The organism is Clostridium drakei (assembly GCF_000633595.2).
Classification (GTDB): domain Bacteria; phylum Bacillota; class Clostridia; order Clostridiales; family Clostridiaceae; genus Clostridium_AM; species Clostridium_AM drakei.
Window position 1 is genome coordinate 1 of sequence record NZ_JIBU02000001.1, and the last position, 24,074, is coordinate 24,074.

At 30.6% G+C, this 24,074-nt stretch carries 21 protein-coding genes and 1 other RNA gene; 19 read left to right on the top strand and 3 right to left on the bottom strand.

The window, feature by feature from the left end; genetic code table 11:
* Positions 1–88 precede the first annotated feature (88 nt).
* The 4 genes from EG57_RS0200005 to EG57_RS0200015 all read left to right on the top strand — a co-directional run bounded on the left by EG57_RS0200005 (position 89) and on the right by EG57_RS0200015 (position 4,548).
* The gene (locus EG57_RS0200005; protein ID WP_032075283.1) at positions 89–1,135 is read left to right on the top strand and encodes a PocR ligand-binding domain-containing protein; all 1,047 of its coding nucleotides are present in this window, start codon (positions 89–91) and stop codon (positions 1,133–1,135) included.
* Positions 1,136–1,566: 431 nt separating this feature from the next.
* Complete coding sequence (locus EG57_RS0200010) at positions 1,567–3,288, top strand: methyl-accepting chemotaxis protein (protein ID WP_032075284.1); 1,722 nt, start codon at positions 1,567–1,569, stop codon at positions 3,286–3,288.
* A 214-nt stretch (positions 3,289–3,502) separates the two neighbouring features.
* On the top strand, positions 3,503–3,778 hold the full coding sequence (locus EG57_RS27410) for a DUF5658 family protein (protein WP_414629336.1): 276 nt from the start codon (positions 3,503–3,505) through the stop codon (positions 3,776–3,778).
* Between the two features lie 296 nt (positions 3,779–4,074).
* Complete coding sequence (locus EG57_RS0200015; RefSeq protein WP_032075285.1) at positions 4,075–4,548, top strand: recombinase family protein; 474 nt, start codon at positions 4,075–4,077, stop codon at positions 4,546–4,548.
* 313 nt (positions 4,549–4,861) lie between these two features.
* Here the strand turns inward: EG57_RS0200015 and EG57_RS0200020 are convergent, their stop codons facing one another.
* From EG57_RS0200020 to EG57_RS0200030, 3 genes are all read right to left on the bottom strand, one after another.
* Positions 4,862–5,842, bottom strand: coding sequence for an NADPH:quinone reductase (locus EG57_RS0200020; RefSeq protein ID WP_032075286.1), 981 nt, complete (start codon positions 5,840–5,842; stop codon positions 4,862–4,864).
* A gap of 134 nt (positions 5,843–5,976) precedes the next feature.
* Entirely contained in the window at positions 5,977–6,774 is a 798-nt protein-coding gene (locus EG57_RS0200025; protein ID WP_108849516.1) for a PhzF family phenazine biosynthesis isomerase, read from the bottom strand.
* A gap of 15 nt (positions 6,775–6,789) precedes the next feature.
* Complete coding sequence (locus tag EG57_RS0200030) at positions 6,790–7,167, bottom strand: Rid family detoxifying hydrolase (protein WP_032075287.1); 378 nt, start codon at positions 7,165–7,167, stop codon at positions 6,790–6,792.
* 131 nt (positions 7,168–7,298) lie between these two features.
* Here EG57_RS0200030 and EG57_RS0200035 point away from each other — a divergent pair, with 131 nt between their 5' ends.
* From EG57_RS0200035 to EG57_RS0200095, 15 genes are all read left to right on the top strand, one after another.
* Entirely contained in the window at positions 7,299–7,676 is a 378-nt protein-coding gene (locus EG57_RS0200035) for a winged helix-turn-helix transcriptional regulator (protein WP_032075288.1), read from the top strand.
* A 1,109-nt stretch (positions 7,677–8,785) separates the two neighbouring features.
* The gene (locus EG57_RS0200040) at positions 8,786–9,382 is read left to right on the top strand and encodes a recombinase family protein (RefSeq protein WP_032075289.1); all 597 of its coding nucleotides are present in this window, start codon (positions 8,786–8,788) and stop codon (positions 9,380–9,382) included.
* A 2-nt stretch (positions 9,383–9,384) separates the two neighbouring features.
* Positions 9,385–9,534 carry a hypothetical protein gene (locus EG57_RS26450; protein WP_161782687.1) on the top strand — a complete coding sequence of 50 codons (150 nt, stop codon included), beginning with the start codon at positions 9,385–9,387 and terminating at the stop codon, positions 9,532–9,534.
* 464 nt (positions 9,535–9,998) lie between these two features.
* Positions 9,999–10,223: a hypothetical protein gene (locus EG57_RS0200045; RefSeq protein WP_032075290.1), complete on the top strand. Its 225-nt coding sequence runs from the start codon at positions 9,999–10,001 to the stop codon at positions 10,221–10,223.
* A gap of 70 nt (positions 10,224–10,293) precedes the next feature.
* Entirely contained in the window at positions 10,294–11,880 is a 1,587-nt protein-coding gene (locus tag EG57_RS0200050) for a recombinase family protein (protein ID WP_032075291.1), read from the top strand.
* Positions 11,881–11,963: 83 nt separating this feature from the next.
* Positions 11,964–12,158: non-coding RNA, 6S RNA (gene ssrS, locus EG57_RS25625), on the top strand.
* 148 nt (positions 12,159–12,306) lie between these two features.
* Entirely contained in the window at positions 12,307–12,495 is a 189-nt protein-coding gene (locus tag EG57_RS0200055) for a hypothetical protein (protein ID WP_032075292.1), read from the top strand.
* A 205-nt stretch (positions 12,496–12,700) separates the two neighbouring features.
* Entirely contained in the window at positions 12,701–12,874 is a 174-nt protein-coding gene (locus EG57_RS26455) for a hypothetical protein (protein ID WP_161782688.1), read from the top strand.
* A gap of 810 nt (positions 12,875–13,684) precedes the next feature.
* On the top strand, positions 13,685–14,161 hold the full coding sequence (locus tag EG57_RS0200060) for an NADH-quinone oxidoreductase subunit NuoE family protein (RefSeq protein WP_032075293.1): 477 nt from the start codon (positions 13,685–13,687) through the stop codon (positions 14,159–14,161).
* A gap of 1 nt (position 14,162) precedes the next feature.
* Positions 14,163–16,037 carry an NADH-quinone oxidoreductase subunit NuoF gene (gene nuoF, locus EG57_RS0200065; RefSeq protein ID WP_032075294.1) on the top strand — a complete coding sequence of 625 codons (1,875 nt, stop codon included), beginning with the start codon at positions 14,163–14,165 and terminating at the stop codon, positions 16,035–16,037.
* A 4-nt stretch (positions 16,038–16,041) separates the two neighbouring features.
* Entirely contained in the window at positions 16,042–17,721 is a 1,680-nt protein-coding gene (locus EG57_RS0200070; protein WP_032075295.1) for a [FeFe] hydrogenase, group A, read from the top strand.
* Positions 17,722–18,524: 803 nt separating this feature from the next.
* Positions 18,525–20,672, top strand: a complete 2,148-nt coding sequence (gene fdhF, locus EG57_RS0200080) for a formate dehydrogenase subunit alpha (protein WP_084572129.1) — start codon at positions 18,525–18,527, stop codon at positions 20,670–20,672.
* Positions 20,673–20,991: 319 nt separating this feature from the next.
* A complete protein-coding gene (gene nuoE / locus EG57_RS0200085; protein WP_032075298.1) occupies positions 20,992–21,474 on the top strand; it encodes an NADH-quinone oxidoreductase subunit NuoE in 483 nt (160 codons plus the stop codon).
* Positions 21,474–23,279, top strand: coding sequence for an NADH-quinone oxidoreductase subunit NuoF (locus tag EG57_RS0200090; RefSeq protein WP_032075299.1), 1,806 nt, complete (start codon positions 21,474–21,476; stop codon positions 23,277–23,279). The genes nuoE and EG57_RS0200090 overlap by 1 nt, the downstream gene beginning before the upstream one ends.
* Before the next feature lie 12 nt (positions 23,280–23,291).
* Complete coding sequence (locus EG57_RS0200095) at positions 23,292–24,050, top strand: 2Fe-2S iron-sulfur cluster-binding protein (RefSeq protein WP_032075300.1); 759 nt, start codon at positions 23,292–23,294, stop codon at positions 24,048–24,050.
* The last annotated feature ends 24 nt before the right edge of the window (positions 24,051–24,074 follow it).

The following is a 24,074-nucleotide window of genomic DNA, read 5'->3' on the forward strand; positions in this document are numbered from 1 at the left end:
TTAATAAAGTATATCAAATGAGAAGTTATTTTACATGACGGTGTTTGTTCCATCGCTTACTTAAGAAATAAACTATAGGAGGTAATTTATGCTTAAATTAATAGAGGGGAATAATTTTGATTTAAACTTACTTGAAATAAAAGATGTTATTGATATTGGTTTACTACAAAAGTTTCAAGATAACTTTGCTGAGAGTATGGATATTGCCAGTGTAACTGTAGATATTAATGGAAATCCTGTAACTAAACCAAGCTCATATACAAAATTTTGTATGGACTTTACTCATTCTACTAAAATTGGTGATGATAGATGTGCAGAATCACACAAAAGAGGTGGAGAAGAAGCATCAAAAACAGGAAAGCCATATGTTTATACTTGTCATGCCGGCTTAATAGATTTTGCAGCCCCAATACTAGTAGATGGGAAGCAAATAGGAACAATTTTAGGTGGACAAATTTTAACCTCTAAACCAGAAGAATCAAGATATAGAAAAACTGCAAATGAGATAGGGGTCAATGAAGACGCATATATAGATGCCGTAAACAAAGTTAAGGTTGTAACAGAAAAAAATGTAAAAGCAGCAGCAGAAGTTTTATATATTGTGGCGAACTCACTTTCAAGAATAGGATATGAGGAATTGAAGCTTAGAAGAACATCACAAGTACTTTCCGAAAATTTTGAGCAAATCTCAGCAACAATGGAAGAGTTGGCAGCATCTTCAGTTAACGTTAGTAATAATCAACATGTTCTAAGTGAAGAAACTATTAATGTAAAGAAAATATCAATGGAAATTAATTCAATATTGGATTTAATAAAAGGTATAGCTGACCAAACCAAAATGCTTGGATTAAATGCTGCAATAGAAGCAGCAAGAGCTGGTGATGCAGGAAGAGGATTTGGAGTAGTTGCAACAGAAATAAGAAAACTATCAGAAAACTCAAAGAATACAGCTTTAAAGATAGTAGAACTTACTAATAAGATACAGAATTCTGTGGATAAGACTGTTGAAACATCAAATTTAACATTAGAAACCACTGAACAACAGACAGCTGCTATCGAAGAAGTTAATGCAAGTATACAGGAGGTCACAGGGATAGCAAATGAGTTAACTAGGTTGACAAGCTCCCGTAAGTAATATATTTAATACATCACTATAAAGAGCACTTTTTAATAAAAATATTATGTATTTGCAAAATATTCTTGTCGAAACGATTAATATGATAGGTGATAATTTTATAAGGTTAGCCTCACTTATATTAGAAAATAAGTATAATTTGGAATGAAAATGTAAATATAAGATGCTTTCAGTTGATAATTTAAGTATTAAAATAGTATTTTTTTATTTAAATAAATGAATATTTGAGGAAACAATTACAAATTTCTTATACTTGGGCACTTGAGAAATTTGGAGATAGTATTGTAAGTGAATAATTACTATTTTGATGAAATTTACCAAATAGTAATTATTTTTAATTTTAGAAAAGCTTATGGAGGGAGTTAATTGATTATATAAAAAATATATATTTAGAAATTACAGAAAAATTTTTAGAACATGGAGGGTTATGTATGAAATGGATAAACAATTTAAAAGTTGGTAAAAAATTAGCATTGCTTATATCTTGTTCTTTAATATCTTTAATTACAATAGGAATAATTGGTTATATATTCTTATCATTATCTAATAATGCAATAAACACAATGTACAGTGAAAGGTTAGTGTCAAGTGAATGTATAAATGAAGCTCGAATAGAAGCCCGTGCAATATCTGCTGATATTTATAGGCTTATGGTAACATCTGATAAAAATGAAAATGAAATGTTACTCAAAGATATAGATTCTCGCGCTTCTGAATTTAATAATTATATTAGTTCATATAAAAAAATGAAATTAGACGCATTTGAAAATAATAAGATTAATGAAATGGAAGGAAATTTAAGTAAGTATAGAGAGGGAAGAAAAAAAGTTCTAGATTTAGCTAATCAAAACAAAAATACTGAAGCATATGAATTGTATAAAAAAGAAGTTGACCCTTCTGTTGAAGCTTTTATGAAAAATATGATTGAACTGGGTGACCATAATAAAGAAGTTGCACAAGAAATAAATAAAAAGAATCAAGCTAATTTTGTATTTGCATTAAGAATATTTATAGGTATCGTAAGTTTAGCAGCTATTATAATAATTCTTCTTGGATTAATAATTACTAAGCGTATAACTAAACGCTTAAATGATTTTGTTGTTTTTATAGGTGAGTTATCAAAAGGAAACTTTTCTAACAAAATACCAGAAGTAAATCTTCAGGATAAAAGTGAATTTGGATTAGTATCTAATGCTTTAGACTTAATGACTAAAAACATTGTAGATTTAATAAAACAACTTACACATACATCAGAACAACTGTTATTATCTTCAGAAGAATTGTCTGCGAGTACAGAGCAATCAGCTGATGCATCAAATCTTGTTGCTGATTCTGTGACTGATGTAGCACAAGGTGCTGATAAACAAAGTGTATTATCTACTACTACTTCTGAATCTGTAGAAAAGATGTCTAATGAAATATATAATGTTTCTCAAAATACAAATTTAGTTTCTGAGTTAACTGATAAGGCTAAGGGTTCAGTCAATGAAGGAGAGAAAGCTATAGATAGATCAATTGAACAAATGAGAATAATAGAACAAAAAACTGATGATACTTCAAACATAATTTGTGATCTTGAAAACAAATCCAAAAAGATAGGACAAATTATTGAAGTTATTGAAAGTATATCTTCACAAACAAATCTTCTTGCATTGAATGCAGCAATAGAAGCTTCTAGAGCTGGTGAAGCTGGAAGAGGGTTTAGCGTAGTGGCAGATGAAATTAGAAAGTTAGCTGAACAATCTCAAAGTTCTACAGAAGAAATTACAACAATAATAAGTGATGTACAATCTAAAACTAAAAGTGCGGTTATGTTTATGAATGAAAGTAAAAAAGAAGTTGATGTAGGAACGGATGTTGTAAATATCGCTGGACAAAGCTTCTCTGAAATTTTAAAAATGGTAAGAGAAATATCAAACCAAGTCTATAATGTTTCAAATTCTATTAATGCAATTACAAATGAGGCTAAGGCAGCAGTTTCTTCGATAAATGACATTAAAAATATAAGTACACAGGTAGCAGATGAAACTCAGACTATATCAGCAGCAGCTGAACAACAATCTGCATCTATTCATGAAATTGCTGAGTCAAGCAAGCTCTTAGCAAAAATTTCAGAAGACTTAAGTAGTGTTATTAGAAAATTTGAAATTTAAAAAAAGTTATTTTTTAATCTGGTTAAATTTAAATATTTTGTAAATTAAGCTTCTTAATTAAAATTATGAGTACATTTAGACTTAAGTATTGGCGCGACTACAAGAAATACAGTATAATCAATCGGTGTACCAATTTAGTAGTAATTTTTAAACTATTTATTTTATATTCTTTGTAGAAGTAAAAATTCAAAAATTTAAGATTAATCTATGTGTAATTAATATAACATTCACTTTTCTCTTAGTTGAAACTGGTATGTTTTTGGAGGCTAATACAATCAGGACATCATTAGTAAATGATAGGAAATTAGCAAGTCTAGTTATTAGGCTAGCAGTCCCAATGGTCCTGCTACTTGGGGTATACGTGAGAATGAAGAAGGCTACCGAAAAGCAGTTTTATCAGTCGAACATAATAATTACAGCTACGTTATCACTATATGTACTTATCAATATATCACACATTATATGGAGTATTATGTATACTTTGATGTAAATATTATGCAATAGTAGAATTAATTAAAAAAGTACACCTTATTTTAGAAGCATGAGTATTTTTAAGTATTACTTTTAGGTAAGGTGTATTTTTATATTCTTTAGATAGGATTGATCTTGAAAAGTGGAACTGTTGCAAGGCAATACAGCAATTTTAAAATGAATAAGTATGATATGGTAGAAGAGAATTACAAAATTTATGCAAAATAAAAATTATTTTTGACTTGTTTCTTGATATAGGTTATATAGGTATGAAGTTAAAAAATAACTTCAAATATAATTTTGGGAGTGAACATTATGTCAAGGAATATTAATAAAGTAGCGATTTATTTACGTCAAGCATATTCAGGAGATGGGAATGATTATTTAAACAAGCAACAAGCTATGTTGGTTAAAATATGTAAGGAAAAAGGTTGGAAATACACAATTTACAAAGAGATTGCTAGTGGTTCTAAAATTGAAAATCGTTTTCAGTTTAAGAAATTATTGAATGAAATTCAGGAAAATTTATATGATGCAGTAATAGTAGCAGATATATATCGATTAAGTAGGAACTTATTAGATCTAGAAAAAGTTAAGGGTATTCTTGCAAGTTCTGATACAAGTTTATATATTGGAGATACGGAAATGTCCTTAACTAGAAATAATGATGATGAAAGATCAGAAGAAATTAAATATTTGCTTTCTAAGTATATTGGTAAAAATAATGTAATTATGGATATATACAATAATCTTGATTTATCTATAGTAAAAAAGGATGAAATGGATTAAACAATTAATTTAAATGTTATTTATATATAAATAATGTATAATCTTCAATTCTAAAAAGTCGATTCCAAAGTATAGTGGATAGTGATAATATTATATAGAGTGTTATAACGTAATGGTAAGTTATTGCGAACTAAAGGTCATAAACTAATTTATTAACTTTGACCTACCGCATAACAAATCTGTATTTGTTTCTAATACGCCTATGTCAGAGGGCTACCCACCTCCCGTATATACAAATTATATGTAACTAAAATATTCCTTAAATTAAAAAACGAGCAGACTACTTAAAAATCTGCTCTATATTCCTTACCTTTTAATCGATGGAAAGTATCATCTTTCCATGTGCTTTTTTATTTATTATCTGTTCATGTGCTTTTGCAGCGTCCTTTAAGGACAACACTTCTCCAACTTCTGGATGCAAAATACCAGATTGTAGAAAGGCCGAAACAGCATATAAACTTTCTTTGTATTCATTAGGCTTTACATTCCAAAGGGACATACCTAATATATCAGCTTCTTTAAGCATTGCCAATCTTGGGTTGATTTCGATATTTCCTCTATTGCCAACAACAACAATACGACCATATGGCGCAATCGTCTTCAGGTCATTCTCTAAATTCATATTGGCCAAAAACTCGATAATGACATCTGGTCCTTTGTCATTTGTTAACGCAGCTATTTTACTTATGGAATCTTCAGTTATATGATTGAGAACATAATCAGCTCCTGAAGTTTTAACCAAAGACTTGCCCTCATCGGTACTTGCGGTTCCAATTACTATTGCTCCGATTCCTTTAGCCATTTGTACTGCCAACGAACCAACCCCACCACTTGCACCATGAATCAAAACATTTTCACCTGGTTTAATCTTGGCCCTATGAAATAGTGCTCGATAAGCAGTTAATGCTGGGATTCCAAGAGACGCACCCTCCTGATAGGATACGGACTCTGGCAATCTATGGACAACATTTGCATCACAAACTACTTTTTCTGCATATGTTCCAGTACTCCGTTTTGCAAGCAATGCAGATACAAAAACACGATCTCCTACTTTGAGATGAGTTACTCCCTCGCCTATTGCATCCACAACTCCAGCCCCATCAAACCCAGGTGTGTACGGCAACTCAGGAATATAGAAAGAATAAGTACCAGTACGGATATACGTTTCATTAGGATTGACACCTGCAGCAAACAATCTTACACGCACTTCGTTAATAGAGGGTATAGGTTCATCAATTTCTATGTATTTTAAGACTTCAGGTTCACCAAATGATGACATTTGAATAGTTCTCATTTATATTCCTCCTCAATGAGATAATATCTTTTTAAATATTATCTCATTTTCATAAAATTTTCGCTTAAATTGTAAGACACACTTGATAAATCTTTAAGTTTTGAATGCAAATTTTCAAAGAAATTTACAGTTATCTATTTTTCATCAACACAGATATTTCCAATGGCATAAAGAACTGCTCTACCACTTAGTTTCACCCTTTCGCCACAAAACTCACAGTAAACCGTGCCACCACGCTTAGATACTTGTCTTGCGACCATTTTATCAAGTCCGTTTCTTTCTCTCCAATACGGAATTAGACAGCAGTACATTGAACCACACACAGGATCTTCATTGATATTTATCTTTGGCCAAAATGCTCTGGCAACAAAATCAAACCCCTCACTTTTTGCGGTTACAAATGCAGATAAACCTTCTGGAAATTCCTTTATCTTTGAAAAATCCGGTGTTAAATTCTTCACAGTATCCTCAGAATCAAAGATAAATATTAAATCTCTACTCGTCTTAAGTACCTCAATCGGAACTGCACCTAATGCATCAACCATCAGATCTGTTAAGTGATACTTTTCAGGTATGGAGGTTGGAAAATCCATTTCATATAAATCATCCTTCTTTGTAACCACCAGATGATAATTCATTTGCTTGGTATTGAAATGGAGTACATTGGCATCAGTTTCAAAGAACCTAAATAAAATATATGATGTTGCAAGGGTTGCATGACCGCAAAGGTCTACCTCCCCACCAGGAGCAAACCATCTTAATCCATATGTATCCCCTTCCTTTACAGCAAAAGCTGTTTCTGAGAGATTGTTCTCTATTGCTATTTTCTCCATTTTTTCTATAGGAATCCATTGGTCCATTATGCATACTCCAGCCGGATTTCCTTCGAAAATTTTATCTGCAAATGCATCGACTACATAATATTTCAACATATCTCTTCCCCCTAACTATTTATGTGCTATGGCATCTATTTCAACCAATGATCCTAATGGTATTTTTGATACTTCCACGCAGATTCGTGCAGGATATGGTTCTCTAAAATGCTTTGCATAAACTTCATTTACTTTTGCAAAGTCATTCACATCCTTGAGGAATACAGTTGTCTTAAGTACGTTATCCATAGAACTACCTGCTGCTTCAAGAACCGCCTGCATAATGGTCAGAATCTTCTCTGCTTGCTCCTCAACTGCACCAGAGAGAACGCCCGTTTGTGGATCAATGGCTATAATTCCAGAAACATACACGATACCATTGTACTCAATAGCTTGTGAATAAGGTCCTTGGGCTTTAGCTGCTTTGTCAGTATGAATTTGATTTCTTTTCATCTTTATCTTCCTCTCTTATTTCTATTTGAATTTTACTTTTCTTTTGATATATTGGATGTTATTATAAATATAAGCAATCGGGAACAAATATACAAGTACGCACATTATTGTGCCCTACACAGGAGGATTCTATGTCAGAGAATAAAGAACAAGAAGCTATTAATGAGAGAAACTGCGTGATGATATATGCTATGAATATTATCGGTGGAAAATGGAGACTCCCAATAATATGGAAATTATATCAAAACAAAACTATGCGTTATAATGAGCTTAAAAGAAATATAGCTGGGATTACGAATATTATGCTTACAAGGTCACTGCAGAGTTTGGAAGAAAGCGGGCTTGTGAACAGAGTGGAATTTAACCAGATTCCGCCTCGAGTAGAATATTCATTAACGGATAACTGTCTACAACTTGTGCCTGCATTGGAAGTTATTTTTAATTGGGGACGCGAGAGGATGCTAAGTGAGAATTTGGATTTACAGGCTGCTACTACAAAGACAAGATAAATGCTTACCGTGAAGGATACTCTGAAGCATGTTATGTTTTTATGCTAATGGAAAAGAGATCCTGAAAACAGACTAATTATTCATATAAACTAATAAACAATCTTATTATGTAGCACATCAGTAAATCAATCTGTAATTACTATAGATATTAAATTAAAATCATAAATTATTAAGGAGGATATTGAGATGATAATTAGTAAAATTATATGTGCTATAAGTTTAATCCTTCTATCTATATGGTTTATGGTACAATGATTAACCCATCATTTTATTAGAACTCGTACAGAATTTTTTATAATCTCAGTAGTATTTTTTATATGTTTTGTAGTAAATCTTTACAGAGTACTAAAGGAATTTAAGTTTACAAATTAATTTTAAATTCTGTAGTGTTTTTGCATCGCAATATTCTTATTATATTCATTAATCGTAATTAAATTTAACTAAAAAAAGTACACCTTATTTTAAAAGCAAAAGCATTTAAGTATTGCTTACAAGTAAGGTGTATTTTTATATGTTTTAGGTAGAATTAACTTTTAATAGTGAATTGGTATACGGCAATAAATTGAATTTTAATAATAGCTAGCTTTGAAAAATGTATTATTTTAAGCACTAAGTAAATTTCAATGTGATCTAAATACTATATAAATATGAAGAAAGTTCTTAAGCTTGGGTTTCTATATAAAATAAATCAAAACTTTAAAAAAAACTAGTATACGATAGATAATAATAAAAAGTAAAAATCAATAATTTAACACAATCGATTTTAGCTCTATATAATATGTTAACGTTGATAGCGATTACTAATAAATTCATCTAGTAGCGTAAGTAATAAACTAGTAATTAATTTTGCTAGTTTATTTATTTGTGAAAAATTAGTAGCTATGTTGGATGAGGGGAAGTTCTAAAAAACTCTAATGTCATAGGAAAATATTGTTATTCATAGGGTTACATCAAGTTATAGTTTAGCTTTACTCCAAAAATTAATAAAATACCCTCGATAAGCCTTGCCTTTTACTATATACAGAGGTAACATCAACACATCCTAGTTTAGCGTTACTTTTATTAAGTTCAATTAGCAATATTGGAAAGGTAGGTGATATAAAATAGCCATTTATAATTATCAAAGGGTATCTACAAAAAGGCAGTCTGTAGGTAGGCAAGATTTTCAATTAGATAAGCTTGGGATAAAATTTACTAAGTCTTATATTGATAAGATATCAGGAAAAAATACTGATAGAGCTGAATTAAATAAGCTAATGCTAGATGCAAAAGAAGGAGATATAATTTATGTTGAATCAATTTCTAGGCTTGCAAGAAATGTTGATGACTTACGCTCCTTATGTGCATACTTTATTGATAAAGGAGTTACAGTTAACTTTTTAAAAGAAGGGATTTCTACTAATGGTGATAGTTATAAGTTTATGTTAACAATACTTGGTGCAATTGCAGAAATAGAAAGAGAACGTATTTCCGAACTTGTAAGGCAAGGAGTTGAAAGATGCAAGGAAACAGGTAAAACCAAGACTGGAAAATGGTTTGGTGGACAATATAAAAAAATAGAAGATCTTCCAAAAGAATTCTTCAAGTATTATACAAAGATGAAAGAAGGTATCATAACTAAGGTTGAGATGACCAAGTTGTTAAAAATAAGTAAGCCTACTTTATTTCGATGGATTAGATTATATGAAAGTAATATGGAGGGGTAGCAATGAAGAAAAATAGAGTAATAAAAAATGGTACAAGTATAGCTGTAAAGAATAAGGAGGGGGTAATAGAACTTTACCCAGTTGAGACAGTCATAGCAGTGGCATTGCAGCATATTCTCGGCATAGATAAAACAATCAGCTCAATTAAGTAGTAATTTAAAACATAATCATTAACGCGTAAAAAATTAAGAATTGACTACTGAAATATTAATAGGTTCAAACATTTCAGCCACATCAAGCTATTATGGTATCAAGAAAGAAATATTTTTATGAAGTTTTAAATTTCAAATAATAAAATTACAAGGATGGCATACAATTGTAAGCTGTCCTTTTTTTAATTTTTAAAAAGTACACCTAAGCTAATTATTAAGATAGTTTTATCGTTACTAAATAGTTTAGGTGTATTTTTTATGCCTTTATATGCAATGTGTTAAAAGTATGATATATGCGAAGGGGTAAAAATAAGGATTTGGACTAAGAAAAAGAATAAAAACTTGCCATATTACTTTTTGGGGATAGAACTGAGTATTAATTTTGGAGTATATGATTGAGAAATTTTATAAGGACATGAAGTTTACAAGGATAGCTTCAAATATGATTTTGGGAGTTGAGCTTTATGTCCAAAAGTTCATTAGTTTCTTTTAAGCCAGAGGAGATATTTAACCCTAAGGAAGAGTTTGTTAAAAATGAGAAAATTCTAATAAAGGAAGAATTTATTCAAGCAGGTGAACATCCTAGACTTAACAAAGTAACTCATATGTCCAATAAAAAATCAAGGTGGCAAGACATAATAAAAAAAATTATAATAAATCACTTAAAATCTGACAAACATCTTGATTAAAAGGCAACTTGAGTTAACATTGATACAACATAAATACTGGTAACTGTAAAAAGAATAGGAGTTGATGTATATGAAGCCAATAAAGGCATATGGATATATTAGAATTTCAAGAGATGAGGATAATAAAAAAGAAAGTATTGAATCACAGCGAAGGATAGTGCAGTCTTATGCAGATGAGCGGGGAATTAAGCTTATAGATATCTTTGCTGATAACAATGTTAGTGGGTACATATTTGAAAGACCAGAACTATCCAAATTACAAAAGTTAATTGATGCTGGAGAAGTAGATGTATTAATTGCAAAGGACTTATCAAGAATTGGAAGAAATAATGCTTTGACTATTTTGTTTGTCAAATATCTCGCAAGAAATAATGTAAGATTGTTACTAAAAAATGATAATTATGATAGTGACGACGGCGATGATACAATGATTGGTATTAAAACTTGGATTAATGAAATGTATATTACAGACTTGAGTAAAAAAATTAAATCCAGTTTAAAACAGAAACAAAAAGATGGTATAGTAATTGTACCACATTATGGATACATGAAAGACCCAAATAATAAGAATAAAACTATAATTGATGATGAAGTAGCAGATGTAGTAAGATTGATTTTTAAACTTTATATCGAGGGTTATGGATGTAAGAAAATTGCTCAATATTTGAATGAGCATAAGATAGATACACCGATTATGCATAAGATAAAAAAATTTGGTTATAAAGGTAAACCAACTTGGGACAGGAAAGAGCTTTGGTATGAGACAAGCATAAGAAGAATATTGCATAATGATGCGTATATAGGTACTTTAAGATGTGGAGTAACTAAACTCACAGAAATGAAGGGGGATAAAATTAATGTGCCAGAGAATGAGCAAATTATACATGAGAATTTTCTTCCGAAAATAATAAGTAAGGAAGATTTTGATCTTGTATCTACTCTTTCTAAGAGTAGGTATGACAATAACATTCGTGCTAAGAATGAAAAAATTCATAAATATGCTGGTATATTAAAATGTGGAGATTGCGGTAAAGGCTTTGTAGCCAGAAGACATACAAATCATGATGGAACTAAAAAGATTACCTATGTATGTGCAAGTTTTCACAGATATGGTAGTCAATTATGTAGTGGACATAGAATATTTGAAGATGATTTAGATGAACTAGTTTCAAACGAGATATTAGATTTAATTGATGATGCTAAGATAAATCTTCAAGTTATAGATGATGCTATTAAAGAAAAACAAGATCACAAAAAAGATTATGATAAACAGATTGAATTTCTGAAACGAAACATTTATAATAAAAGAGAAGAGTTGAAGAGTTATTTAAGACAACAAGCTAAAGGAATTATAACTGAAGATATCTTTGAAGAACTTGCAGCTGAAGTTAATTCAGATATTGAAAAATATCAATTACAACTCAAGAGTCTGGAATCTTCAAAAGAATATAAAGAAAAAGAAAGAGATAAGATTATCAAGACCATAGACGTGTTAAGAGATATAGTATTAAGGAGAAAATTTACAAACTCTGATATGACTATGCTTCTGGATAAGATAACCATAACTAATAGTGGGGCGATGGGTAAATATGGTAATCCAAAACTTGATTTGGAAATTACTTGGAATGGTGATTTTTCATTTCAAAACATACCATAACATACCATAACATAACGTCACCATGAGGGGCGTGTGAGTAATCGTACGGGTTCAAGTCCCGTCTTCTGCACCATGAATTTGTATGATTTCTGGAATATTCGATAAACTCTATATTTTGAACCTACATTACTAAAATGGGAGTTCAAAATTTAGATGCAGATATGTACTTCCTTGTGAGACCTTTTTACGGCTTTGGGATTGATAGAAACATCTGTGAGGGCACCCACCTATCGGAGAGATAGGTGTCAAAATTAGGGTAACGGTATTTTGGATTTTTATTTAGTAAATTATTGATTTAAGCCACCTATTTTAGGTGGTTTTTATATGGGAAAAATATAAAAAACTATCACACATTATGTAGAATTTAAAGTGCATGAATGTGTGATGGTTTTTTATGTTTATTTCTAATATTTTTGTAGAGAGTTATTGGAAAAAAATGAGAAAAGAGGTGATGCTATAAATGGTATCCTAAAAATAGGTTTAGTAACAGAATTTAAAGTTATATATGAAGATAGAAAAGGATTTAATCAATCTATTGATAAATCTTCCAATATTACTGCAATAGTAAAAGAAATAGATGATAGTGATATTATTATGTGTAGAATTAAAGATTGAATAACCTGGGATGCAAAATTAAAATTTAGAGCTAATTTTTAATAAATTTATAAGAAATTAGAGTAGTAAATCAGATATAAGTATAAAGAGTTTTAATAGAGATATAATATTTATTTTTATATATTGATGTGTAATTTTAGCTAATGTTACAATAGTTTCAAACGAAGTAATAGATTAGAATAAAAAAAATAAATAGGTGGTTATAATGAAGAAAAACAATGCTTTAATAAACAAGATATGCACTAATTGTATGCATGTGAAAATTAACCTTAAAAGTAAATATAAGAATCCAGATTTACATTGCATAAAGCGTGGAAATTGTAAATTGACTTGCAAAGAAGAAGCAAAATGGTGTAAATTTTACATAGATACAATTTAGATAGAGAATATGTTGAAAAATATGAAAAATATTTTAATAAAGATGCTATAAATAAAACTATGCAATATTTAATTGAAGTATAAATAAAATAAGAATTTTATCATTATATTTTTATTAAATATTTTATCTAATCAGATTAATGTAAGTTTAACAATGTTTTCTGTTATAAATTGTAGAAAGTAATGATCGAAAAATGAAGCTTATAGTAAATTTATGAAAAGAGTACTATTAATTATAATTATGATTAAGGCAATATAGATTAGGTATAACAATAATGTTTTGACAAAAATATACTTCTTGTAAAATAATCTGCATGTTTTTCAAGAAAATACTCTTCTAATTAGCAAATATATCAATAAAAATTATAAAATAGTATTTTCAATCGACACATATTTTATTTTTAAAGTTAAAAAATTATATAAATTAAATTTTATTATAGTTTGTTTGGCGATTGAGAATATTAAAAAAATAGAATCATAAGAGTTAAATTTTTATCAAAAATAATATAGCAAATTTACATTAATAAACTATTATTGTAAAAATACTATACAATGTTGAAATTGTGAATGAAATATAGTACTATATAGTAGTAGTTATGATTAAAGTAATATCAAGAGTTTAAAACCTAAAATTAAAATTAATCATATATTGTATGGCTAAAAAAATTATGGAATTGTTTAAAAATAATTGTTAAAAAAATAACTATATTTAAGTTTTTAATAGTTATTGAGTTGCTAAAAAGAGACAAAAGTTAAAAAAGAAATCATCAATAACTAATTTAATTAAATAACATATAAGGAGATGATATTCATGGAAAATATGTTTAAATATAGTGATGTAGATACTATATTAGAAAAACATAACTTTCAATCTACTAATATTATTGCAATACTTCAAGACATTCAAGAAGTGTATAGGTATTTGCCTAAGGAAATATTTCAATATCTTTCAGAAAAGCTTGGTATGAGCAGAGCAAAAATATATGGTATAGCAACCTTTTATGAAAATTTTTCTTTAGATCCTAAAGGTAAATTTATAATAAAGGTATGTGATGGAACTGCTTGTCATGTAAGAAAATCAATTCCCATTTTAAATAAAATAAGAAAAGAATTAAAACTTTCAGAAACTAAAACCACAACAGATGATTTACTATTTTCTGTGGAAACGGTTTCTTGCCTTGGTGCCTGTGGACTAGCACCTGCTATTACAGTTAATGATCAAGTACATGGTGCTATGACTACTGATAAAGTAGTAGAGCTTTTAAATTCACTTAAGGAGGAAAAATAGTATGCTTCTTAATAGAAATGATTTAATTAATGCTAGAGATGAGTATAAAAAGAGTCTTAAAATGCAGAGCAAAAAGATTCTTATATGTGGTGGTACTGGATGTGTTGCAGGTGGTTCATTGAAAATATATGATGAATTTTTAAAGCTAATGAAAGAAAGAAATCTAAATTGTACAGTAGAGCTTGAAAAACATTCACATGATGAATCAGTTGGACTTAAAAAAAGTGGATGTCATGGATTTTGTGAAATGGGTCCTCTTATAAGAATTGAACCATTTGGATATTTGTACATAAAAGTAAAGCCAGAGGATTGTGGAGAAATTTTAGATAAAACTATACTTAACAATGAATGTGTGGAAAGACTTGTATACAAAAAAGATGGTGTAATATATAAAAAGCAGGAAGAAATTCCTTTTTATAAAAAGCAAACTAGAATAGCTCTTAAACATTGTGGACATATAGATGCAACTTCAATAAAAGAGTGTATAGCTTTAGGTGGATATTCTTCACTTGAAAAAGCATTATTTGATATGAGTTCGGATGAAATTATTAAACAAATTGATGAGTCAAATTTAAGAGGACGTGGAGGCGGAGGATTTCCTACTGGTCGTAAATGGGGTCAAGTAAAACGTCAAAATGCAGATATGAAATATATTGTTTGTAATGGTGACGAAGGTGATCCAGGTGCATTTATGGATAGAAGTGTAATGGAAGGTGATCCTCATAGATTACTTGAAGGAATGATGATTGCAGCTATAGCCTGTGGTGCAAAGGAAGGTTACATTTATGTTCGTGCAGAATATCCTCTTGCTGTAAGCAGACTTGCTAATGCAATTGAACAAGCAAAAGAATGCGGATTATTAGGTAAAAATATTCTTGGAACAGATTTTAGTTTTGATATTAAAATTAATAAAGGTGCAGGTGCCTTTGTATGTGGTGAGGGAAGTGCACTTACAGCTTCTATAGAAGGAAAAAGAGGAATGCCTAGAGTAAAACCTCCAAGAACTGTTGAACATGGACTTTTCAATAAACCAACAGTGCTTAATAATGTTGAAACTTTTGCAAATGTGCCAATAATTATTGATGAAGGAGCACAATGGTATAGAGAAATTGGAACTGAAAATAGTCCTGGTACTAAGGCATTTGCCTTAACAGGAAACATTGAAAATACAGGACTTATTGAAGTACCAATGGGAACTACCTTGAGAGAAGTAATATTTGATATAGGTGGAGGAATAAGAGACGGCAAAAAATTCAAGGCAGTACAAATTGGAGGACCATCAGGAGGATGTCTTACAACTGATAATCTTGATTTGCCACTTGACTTTGATTCACTAAAAAAAGTAGGAGCTATGATAGGTTCTGGTGGTTTAGTAGTTATGGATGAAGATACCTGCATGGTGGAAGTTGCTAGATTTTTCATGAACTTTACTCGTAACGAGTCTTGTGGTAAATGTGTTCCATGTCGTGAAGGTACTAAGAGAATGCTTGAAATTCTTGAAGATATTGTTGCAGGCAATGGTAAATTGGAAGATATAGATATGTTATTAGAACTTTCGGATACTATATCTTCAACAGCATTATGCGGACTTGGAAAATCAGCTTCATCTCCAGTTGTTAGTACTATTAAGAATTTCCGTGATGAATATGAAACTCATATAGTTGATAAAAAGTGTCCTTCAAAAACATGTACTAAACTTAAAAAGATATTTATTGATAAAGAAATTTGTAAAGGATGTTCAAAGTGTTCTAAACTTTGTCCTGTTGGGGCGATTTCTGGTAAAGTTAAAAGTCCATTTGAAATTGATCAAAATAAATGTGTGAAATGTGGTACTTGTATTGATGCTTGTGCATTTAAAGCTATAAAGGAGGATTAATAGAATGAATGGAAATTTTATGATTATAGACAATATTCCTGTTAAAATAAATGGTGAAAAAAATATTCTTGAATTAATTAGAAAAATCGGTATTGAATTACCTACATTTTGTTATCATTCGGAGCTTTCGGTTTATGGAGCATGTCGTATGTGTATGATAGAAAATAAACATGGTGGTATAGAAGCAGCTTGTTCTACTCCGCCTAAAGCAGGTATGGAAATATTTACAAATACTCCTAGGCTTAGAAAGTATAGAAAAAATATTCTTGAATTATTGCTTGCAAACCACTGCAGAGATTGTACAACTTGTGAAAAAAATGGTCATTGTAAGCTTCAGGATTTAGCAAAGAGATTTGGCATAAAGAAAGTAAGCTTTAATAATACTTCTAAAAATGAACAAATAGATGACTCGTCATCATGTATTGTAAGAGATAAAAGTAAATGTATACTATGCGGCGATTGTGTAAGAGTGTGTGAAGAAGTACAAAATGTTGGAGCTATTGATTTTGTTAGTAGAGGCTCTAATATGAGTGTAACTACTGCATTTGACGAACCTATAGCAAATTCAAATTGTGTTGGATGTGGTCAATGTGCAGCTGTATGTCCTACTGGTGCTATTGTAGTTAAGAATGATACGGCTAAACTTTGGGATGAGCTTAGTGATAAAAATACAAAAGTTATAGTTCAAATTGCACCTGCCGTAAGAGTAGGAATTAATGGAGAATTAGGACAAGAAAATGGAAGCAATGCAATGGGTAAAATAGTAGCAGCGCTTAGAAGAATGGGATTTGACAACGTATTTGATAGTTCAACAGGAGCTGACCTTACAGTATTAGAAGAATCAGCAGAACTTATTTCAAGACTTGAAAAAAATGAAAAATTACCATTATTCACATCATGTTGTCCTGCATGGATAAATTATGTAGAAAATAATCATATGGATTTAATGAAAAATATTTCTACATGTAAATCTCCTATGGAAATGTTTGCTTCTGTAATTAAAGAACATTACAAGAATTCTGATAAGAAAGTTGTAAATGTAGCAGTAATGCCTTGTACTGCAAAGAAATTTGAAGCAAAAAGAGATGAGTTTAAACAAAATGGTGTTCCTGATGTAGACTATGTAATAACTACACAAGAACTTATTAGTATGATAAGAGAAGCAGGAATTGTATTTTCTGAATTAGAACCTGAAGCAGTTGATATGCCGTTTGGACTTAGCAGTGGAGGTGGTGTTATATTTGGAGTAACAGGTGGTGTCACAGAAGCTGTTTTACGTAAAATTTTAGAAGATGAATCCAGTACTATATTAAATGCTATTGTATTTGATGGTGTTAGAGGTTTGGAAGGTGTTAAAGAAACAAGTATTAATGTTGGTGATCGTGAAGTAAAAATTGCAATAGCAAGTGGGTTGAAGAATGCAGAAAATCTTGTTAAAAAGATAAAATCTGGTGAAGTGCATTATGACTTTATTGAAGTTATGGCATGTCCAGGTGGATGTATTTCTGGTGGCGGTCAGCCGTTCCAAAATAATGAGGGAAAATTAAAACGTAGTGCTGGATTATATAAAGCTGATAAAATGAGCAGCATAAAACGTTCTAATGATAATCCGTTGATGAAAACATTATATTCAGGATTATTAAAAGACAAGGTACATAAATTGTTACATGTAGAGTATAAATAAAATTATATAATGTCTTAGAAAGTATAAAGAAATTAAGGAAGTAATAAGAAAATTACTTCCTTAATTTAAGTGTTTTTTACTAACTGTTTATATGTCTAAGTATATTAAAACGAAAGTAGTAATATTTTTTGTATATGCTTAATGCTAAATAATTGAAACAAGTGTTTATTATACTAAAGCAAGAAATATTTTATTTTTGACTAATTTTAAACATATTTTTATATAATATTAAAGTTAAATAGATATAAAAGAATCATATAAAAAAGTGAAAAATATGATTTTGAATATTAAATATACTTTAGTGTTTTGCATATAATATCAAATTTTCAATTATAATAAAATACAACTTTGTTAGAGGTGTAAATATATTTTATGCTATTAATTAGGTTATTATGATAGATTGAAGTAAATAAAACGAATATAATTCCATTAAATTCATTTATTTGATACCAAATATGTGAACTAAACAAATGAAATTTGATAAAAGTATAACAATATTTTTGTGTTTAATATTATTAAATTCAATTTTTATAAAAAATTTTTTTGAAAAAAATTAAATTAAATTTAATAATGCCTTGAAAATAAGAAATTTAATTTGCACTTAATGTATTTTTATGCAAAAGGATTGTTAAAAACTTTAACAATCCTAGCTTGACATTGATTTCAGAATATTTTAATATATTTATATTAAGATGGTTTACAATGATTTACATGCAGCGATTCTTTTTCAATTAATGGGTTTATAAAGTTCAGTTATTTGTTATCAGGCTAAAAAGTAAAGGATTTAATTAGGGGGTAATTAAATGGAAAATAAGGTATTGACTGTCTGTCCTTATTGTGGTGCTGGATGTAATTTATATCTGGTTGTGGAAGATGGAAAGATAGTAAGAGCTGAACCTGCTAATGGTAGAACTAATGAGGGAAATTTATGTCTTAAAGGACACTATGGATGGGATTTTTTAAATGATCCTAAAATTTTAACAGCTCGTTTAAAGAAACCTATGATAAGAAAAAATGGACAACTTGAAGAGGTTTCATGGGAAGAAGCTATAGATTTTACATCTTCAAAATTGAAAGAAATTAAAGAGAAATATGGACCAGATTCAATTATGGGAACAGGTTGTGCGAGAGGATCTGGAAATGAAGCTAATTACATTATGCAAAAGTTTATGAGAGCGGTTATTGGGACTAATAATGTTGATCACTGTGCCAGGGTTTGACATGCACCATCTGTAGCCGGTCTGGCTTATGTATTAGGTAATGGAGCGATGTCAAATGGTATTCATGAAATAGATGATTGTGATCTAGTATTTATTTTTGGCTATAATGGTGCGGATTCACATCCTATAGTTGCAAGAAGAATAATAAATGCAAAACGAAAGGGAGCTAAAATAGTAGTAACAGATCCACGTATAACAGAATCGGCTAGAATAGCTGATTTATGGCTTCCTATAAAAAATGGTACTAACATGATACTAGTAAATGCTTTTGCAAATGTTTTAATAAATGAAGGCTTGTACAACAAGCAATATGTAGAAGAACATACAGTAGGCTTTGAAGAATATAAAGCTTTAGTTGAAAAGTATACTCCAGAGTATGCAGAGAAAATGACTGGAGTACCAGCAAAAGATATAAGAAAATCAATGAGAATGTACTCTAAAGCTAAAAATGCTATGATACTTTATGGTATGGGAGTATGCCAATTTGGACAAGCAGTTGATGTAGTTAAAGGATTAGCGTCATTGGCACTTCTAACAGGCAACTTTGGAAGACAAAATGTAGGAATTGGTCCTGTAAGGGGACAAAATAATGTACAAGGTGCTTGCGATATGGGTGCACTTCCTAATGTATATCCGGGATATCAATCAGTAACAAATGATTCCATAAGAGAAAAATTTGAAAATGCTTGGGGAGTAAAACTTCCAAATAAAGTGGGATATCACTTAACTGAAGTTCCTCATTTAGTGCTAAAAGAGAATAAAATAAAGGCTTATTACATTATGGGTGAGGATCCAGTACAAAGCGATCCAGATGCAGCAGAAGTTAGACAAGCCTTAGATAAATTGGAGCTTGTAATTGTTCAAGATATATTTATGAATAAGACAGCACTCCATGCAGATGTAATATTACCAGCTACTTCTTGGGGTGAACATGAAGGTGTATATAGTTCGGCTGATAGAGGTTTTCAAAGATTCCGTAAGGCAATAGAGTCTACAGGAGATGTAAAACCTGATTGGCAGATAATAAGTGAAATCTCCACAGCTATGGGATATGAAATGAATTATAAAAGTACAAAGGAAATTTGGGATGAATTAAGAAACTTGTGTCCAAACTTTAAGGGAGCAAGTTATGAAAGACTTGAAGAACTAGGTGGAATTCAATGGCCATGTCCTTCAGAAGACCATCCAGGAACTTCATATTTGTATAAAGGGAATAAGTTTAATACTCCTAGCGGAAAGGCAAATTTATTTGCAGCAGAGTGGAGAGCTCCTATGGAGAGTACAGATAAGGAATATCCTCTAGTACTTTCTACAGTAAGAGAAGTTGGTCACTATTCAGTAAGAACAATGACTGGTAACTGTAGAGCACTTCAGCAGTTAGCTGATGAGCCAGGTTATGTGCAGATAAATCCAGAGGATGCTAGAAATTTAAATATATTAGATCAACAATTTGTGAGAATAAGTTCACGTAGAGGATCTGTAGTAGCTAAGGCATTAGTTACAGATAGAGTTAATAAAGGCGCAGTATACATGACATATCAATGGTGGGTAGGAGCGTGTAATGAACTTACTTTAAATAACCTAGATCCTATATCTAAGACGCCTGAGTATAAATATTGTGCTGTAAAGGTAGAAAATATTAAAGATCAAAAGGCTGCAGAACAATATGTAAAGGATGAGTATACTAAAATAAGAAAAAAGATGAACATAAATTTGGAATGTTGTAAATAGTATGTAAATGAAGATCTATCTTTAAATTAAGTTCTTTTTTATTAGAACATGAGAAATTTGCTATATCAAAATCAAAGATTTTGCTTGATAGTTAAAAATGATTTAAAGATAGGTCTTTTAAAGACTAGCATATTATATAATTTTATTATGTAAAGGTATTCAAATGAGAATATATTGCCTTATGAATTTGTTAGATAATTATCTTCAAATTCTAAAGGTTTTAAATATAAGTTATAAAAATTTAATTTATTAAATGGGGGTAAATGGAATAATTTATTATTCTTTTTATATAAATCTTTAGGTAAGAGGGTGAATTTTAATGGATGTGGCACAAAAAGAAAATTTAGACATGAATGGTAAAGACGTAATACAAAAATATCCTAAAGAACAGAGATATACTTTGGCTATTTTGCAAGATATACAAAGAAAGTATAGGTATATCCCTAGAGAGTCTTTAGAAGCTTTGGCGGAGTACTTAGAAACTCCAGTTAGTAGACTATATGGTATGGCTACGTTTTACAAAGCTTTAAGCTTAACACCAAAAGGGGAGAACATTATAACAGTATGTGATGGAACTGCTTGTCACGTAGCTGGATCAATGGTGGTGTTAGATGAGCTTGAAAAAATATTAGGTATTAAACCTGGGGGAACAACAGAAGATCTTAAGTTTTCAATTAATACAGTTAACTGTATAGGATGTTGCGCTATAGCTCCTGTTATGATGATTAACGATAAATATTATGGAAATTTGACACCTAAAATGATAAAAGAAATTCTTGGTGAGTATAGGGGTGAAAAATAATGAGTAATAAGAAAACAGTTAATGTATGTTGCGGAGCAGGATGTTTAGCAAAGCACAGTATGGAAGTATTTGAAGAACTTAAGAAAAAAGTTGCAGAGATGGGAGCAAATGCTGAAGTAAAGACAGAAGTTAAATTAAAAGCCACTGGCTGTGATGGCCTTTGTGAAAAAGGACCAGTAATAAAAATTTATCCAGATGATATAGCATATTTTAAGGTAAAGGTTGAAGATATAGAAGATGTTGTTAAAAAGACATTAATGAATGGAGAAATTATTGAAAAATTATTATATTTTGAAACTTCTACTAAACAGAGATTAAGAAATCACAAACAAAGTGAATTTTGTAAAAGACAGAATAAAATTGCTCTCAGAAATGTAGGAGAAATTGATCCAACAGTTATAGAAGATTATATAGAAAGAGGCGGATACAAAGCATTAAAGAAAGTGCTTTCAAAAATGAAGCCGGAAGATGTACTTAAAGAAGTAGGTGATTCAGGACTTAGAGGAAGAGGTGGAGCTGGATTTCCTACAGCTCGTAAATGGCAGACAGCTGCACAAATTAATACAACACCTAAATATGTAGTGTGCAATGGTGATGAAGGTGACCCAGGCGCATTTATGGATAGAAGTATAATGGAAGGCGATCCTCACAGCGTTATTGAAGGCATGACAATTTGCGCTTATGCGGTTGGAGGAAGCTTAGGATTTGCATATATAAGAGATGAATATGGACTAGCTGTTGAAAATATGCAGAAGGCAATAGATGTAGCGAGAGAAAGAGGGCTTTTAGGTAAGAACATATTAAATACTGATTTTTCATTTGATATCCAAATAGTAAGAGGTGGAGGAGCCTTTGTCTGTGGTGAATCTACAGCACTTATGTCTTCTATTGAGGGTATGGTAGGAGAGCCTAGAGCTAAATATATACACACGACAGAAAAGGGGTTATGGGGACAACCTACAGTGTTGAATAATGTTGAAACCTGGGCTAATATTCCTATAATACTTGAAAAAGGTGGAGATTGGTATCATTCAATAGGAAGCATGGAGAAGAGTAAAGGTACAAAGGTATTTTCACTAGTTGGTAAGGTTAAGAATACTGGTCTTGTAGAAGTTCCTATGGGTACTACTTTAAGAGAAATTATATATGATATAGGTGGAGGAGTATTAAACGATAGAAAGTTTAAGGCTGTTCAAATAGGGGGACCTTCAGGAGGATGTTTACCTGAAGAATACCTAGATTTGCCAGTTGATTATGATACTTTAACTAAGGCAGATTCAATGATGGGTTCAGGTGGTATGATTGTTATGGATGATAGAACCTGCATCGTTGATGTTACAAGATATTATCTAAGTTTCCTAGCTGAAGAATCTTGTGGAAAATGTGTGCCTTGTAGAGAAGGCGTAAAGAGGATGCTGGAAATATTAACAGATATATGTAATGGAGAAGGTAGAGAAGGAGATATAGAAGAACTTCTTGAAATTTGCTCAATGGCAAAGGATGCGGCCTTATGTAGTCTTGGAAAGAGTGCACCAAATCCAGTAGTTGCTTCAATAAGATATTTCAGAGATGAATTTGAAGAACATATAAGAAACAAGCGATGTAGAGCAGGGGTATGTAAGAAGCTTACAACATTTGTTATAGACACTGATAAATGTAAAGGCTGTGGTATGTGTAGCAAGGATTGTGCAGTGGATGCTATCACAGGAGATGTTAAAAAACCTCATGTAATTGATGATGATAAGTGTGTAAGATGCGGAAACTGTATGAATATATGTAAATTTGATGCAGTTAAGGTTAAATAGGGGGGTGACGTAATGAAAATTATAATTGATGGAAAAGCATGTGAGGCTGAAAAAGGGGAATTTATTCTTCAAATAGCAAAAAGAAATAATATATATATACCTACACTATGTCATAGTGATGCTCTAGCAGGTCTTGGAAGCTGTAGATTATGTGTAGTGGAAGTTGTAGATAGAGGTTGGTCAAAAGTTGTAACTTCATGCCTTTTCCCAGTCACTAAGGAAGTTGAAGTTGTAACTAATTCAGATAAAATAAAGAAAATAAGAAAAAATATAATGACAATGCTTCAAATTAGATGTCCGGAAAATGAAGAAGTAGCAAAAATGGCTGAGGCTTTTGGGGTAGAGAGAAAAAGAGTAGAAAGATTTAAATTAGATAATACGGAAAATTGTGTGCTTTGTGGACTTTGTGCAAGAGCATGCAAGGAATTAGGAGCGGGAGCTATATCAACGGTTAATAGAGGGATTTATAAAGAAGTAGATACACCTTATAATGAACCTTCACCAGAATGTATAGGATGTGGTTCGTGTGCAAATGTATGTCCAACTAATGCTATAAAAATAGTAGATAAAGATGGTGAAAGAGAAATATGGGGAAAGAAATTTAAGTTAGTAAAATGTTCTGAATGTGGAGAAACTTTTGCTACAGAGGAACATATTAAATTTGCATATGAAAAGATAGGAAAAGAATTGGATATGGATAAAGTTCTCTGTGATAAATGCAGAAGAAAAGCTGGAGTTAATGAAATAAAAGAAATATATGAAAAAGTTTAATGTTCTAGTGTTAAAATTACAAAA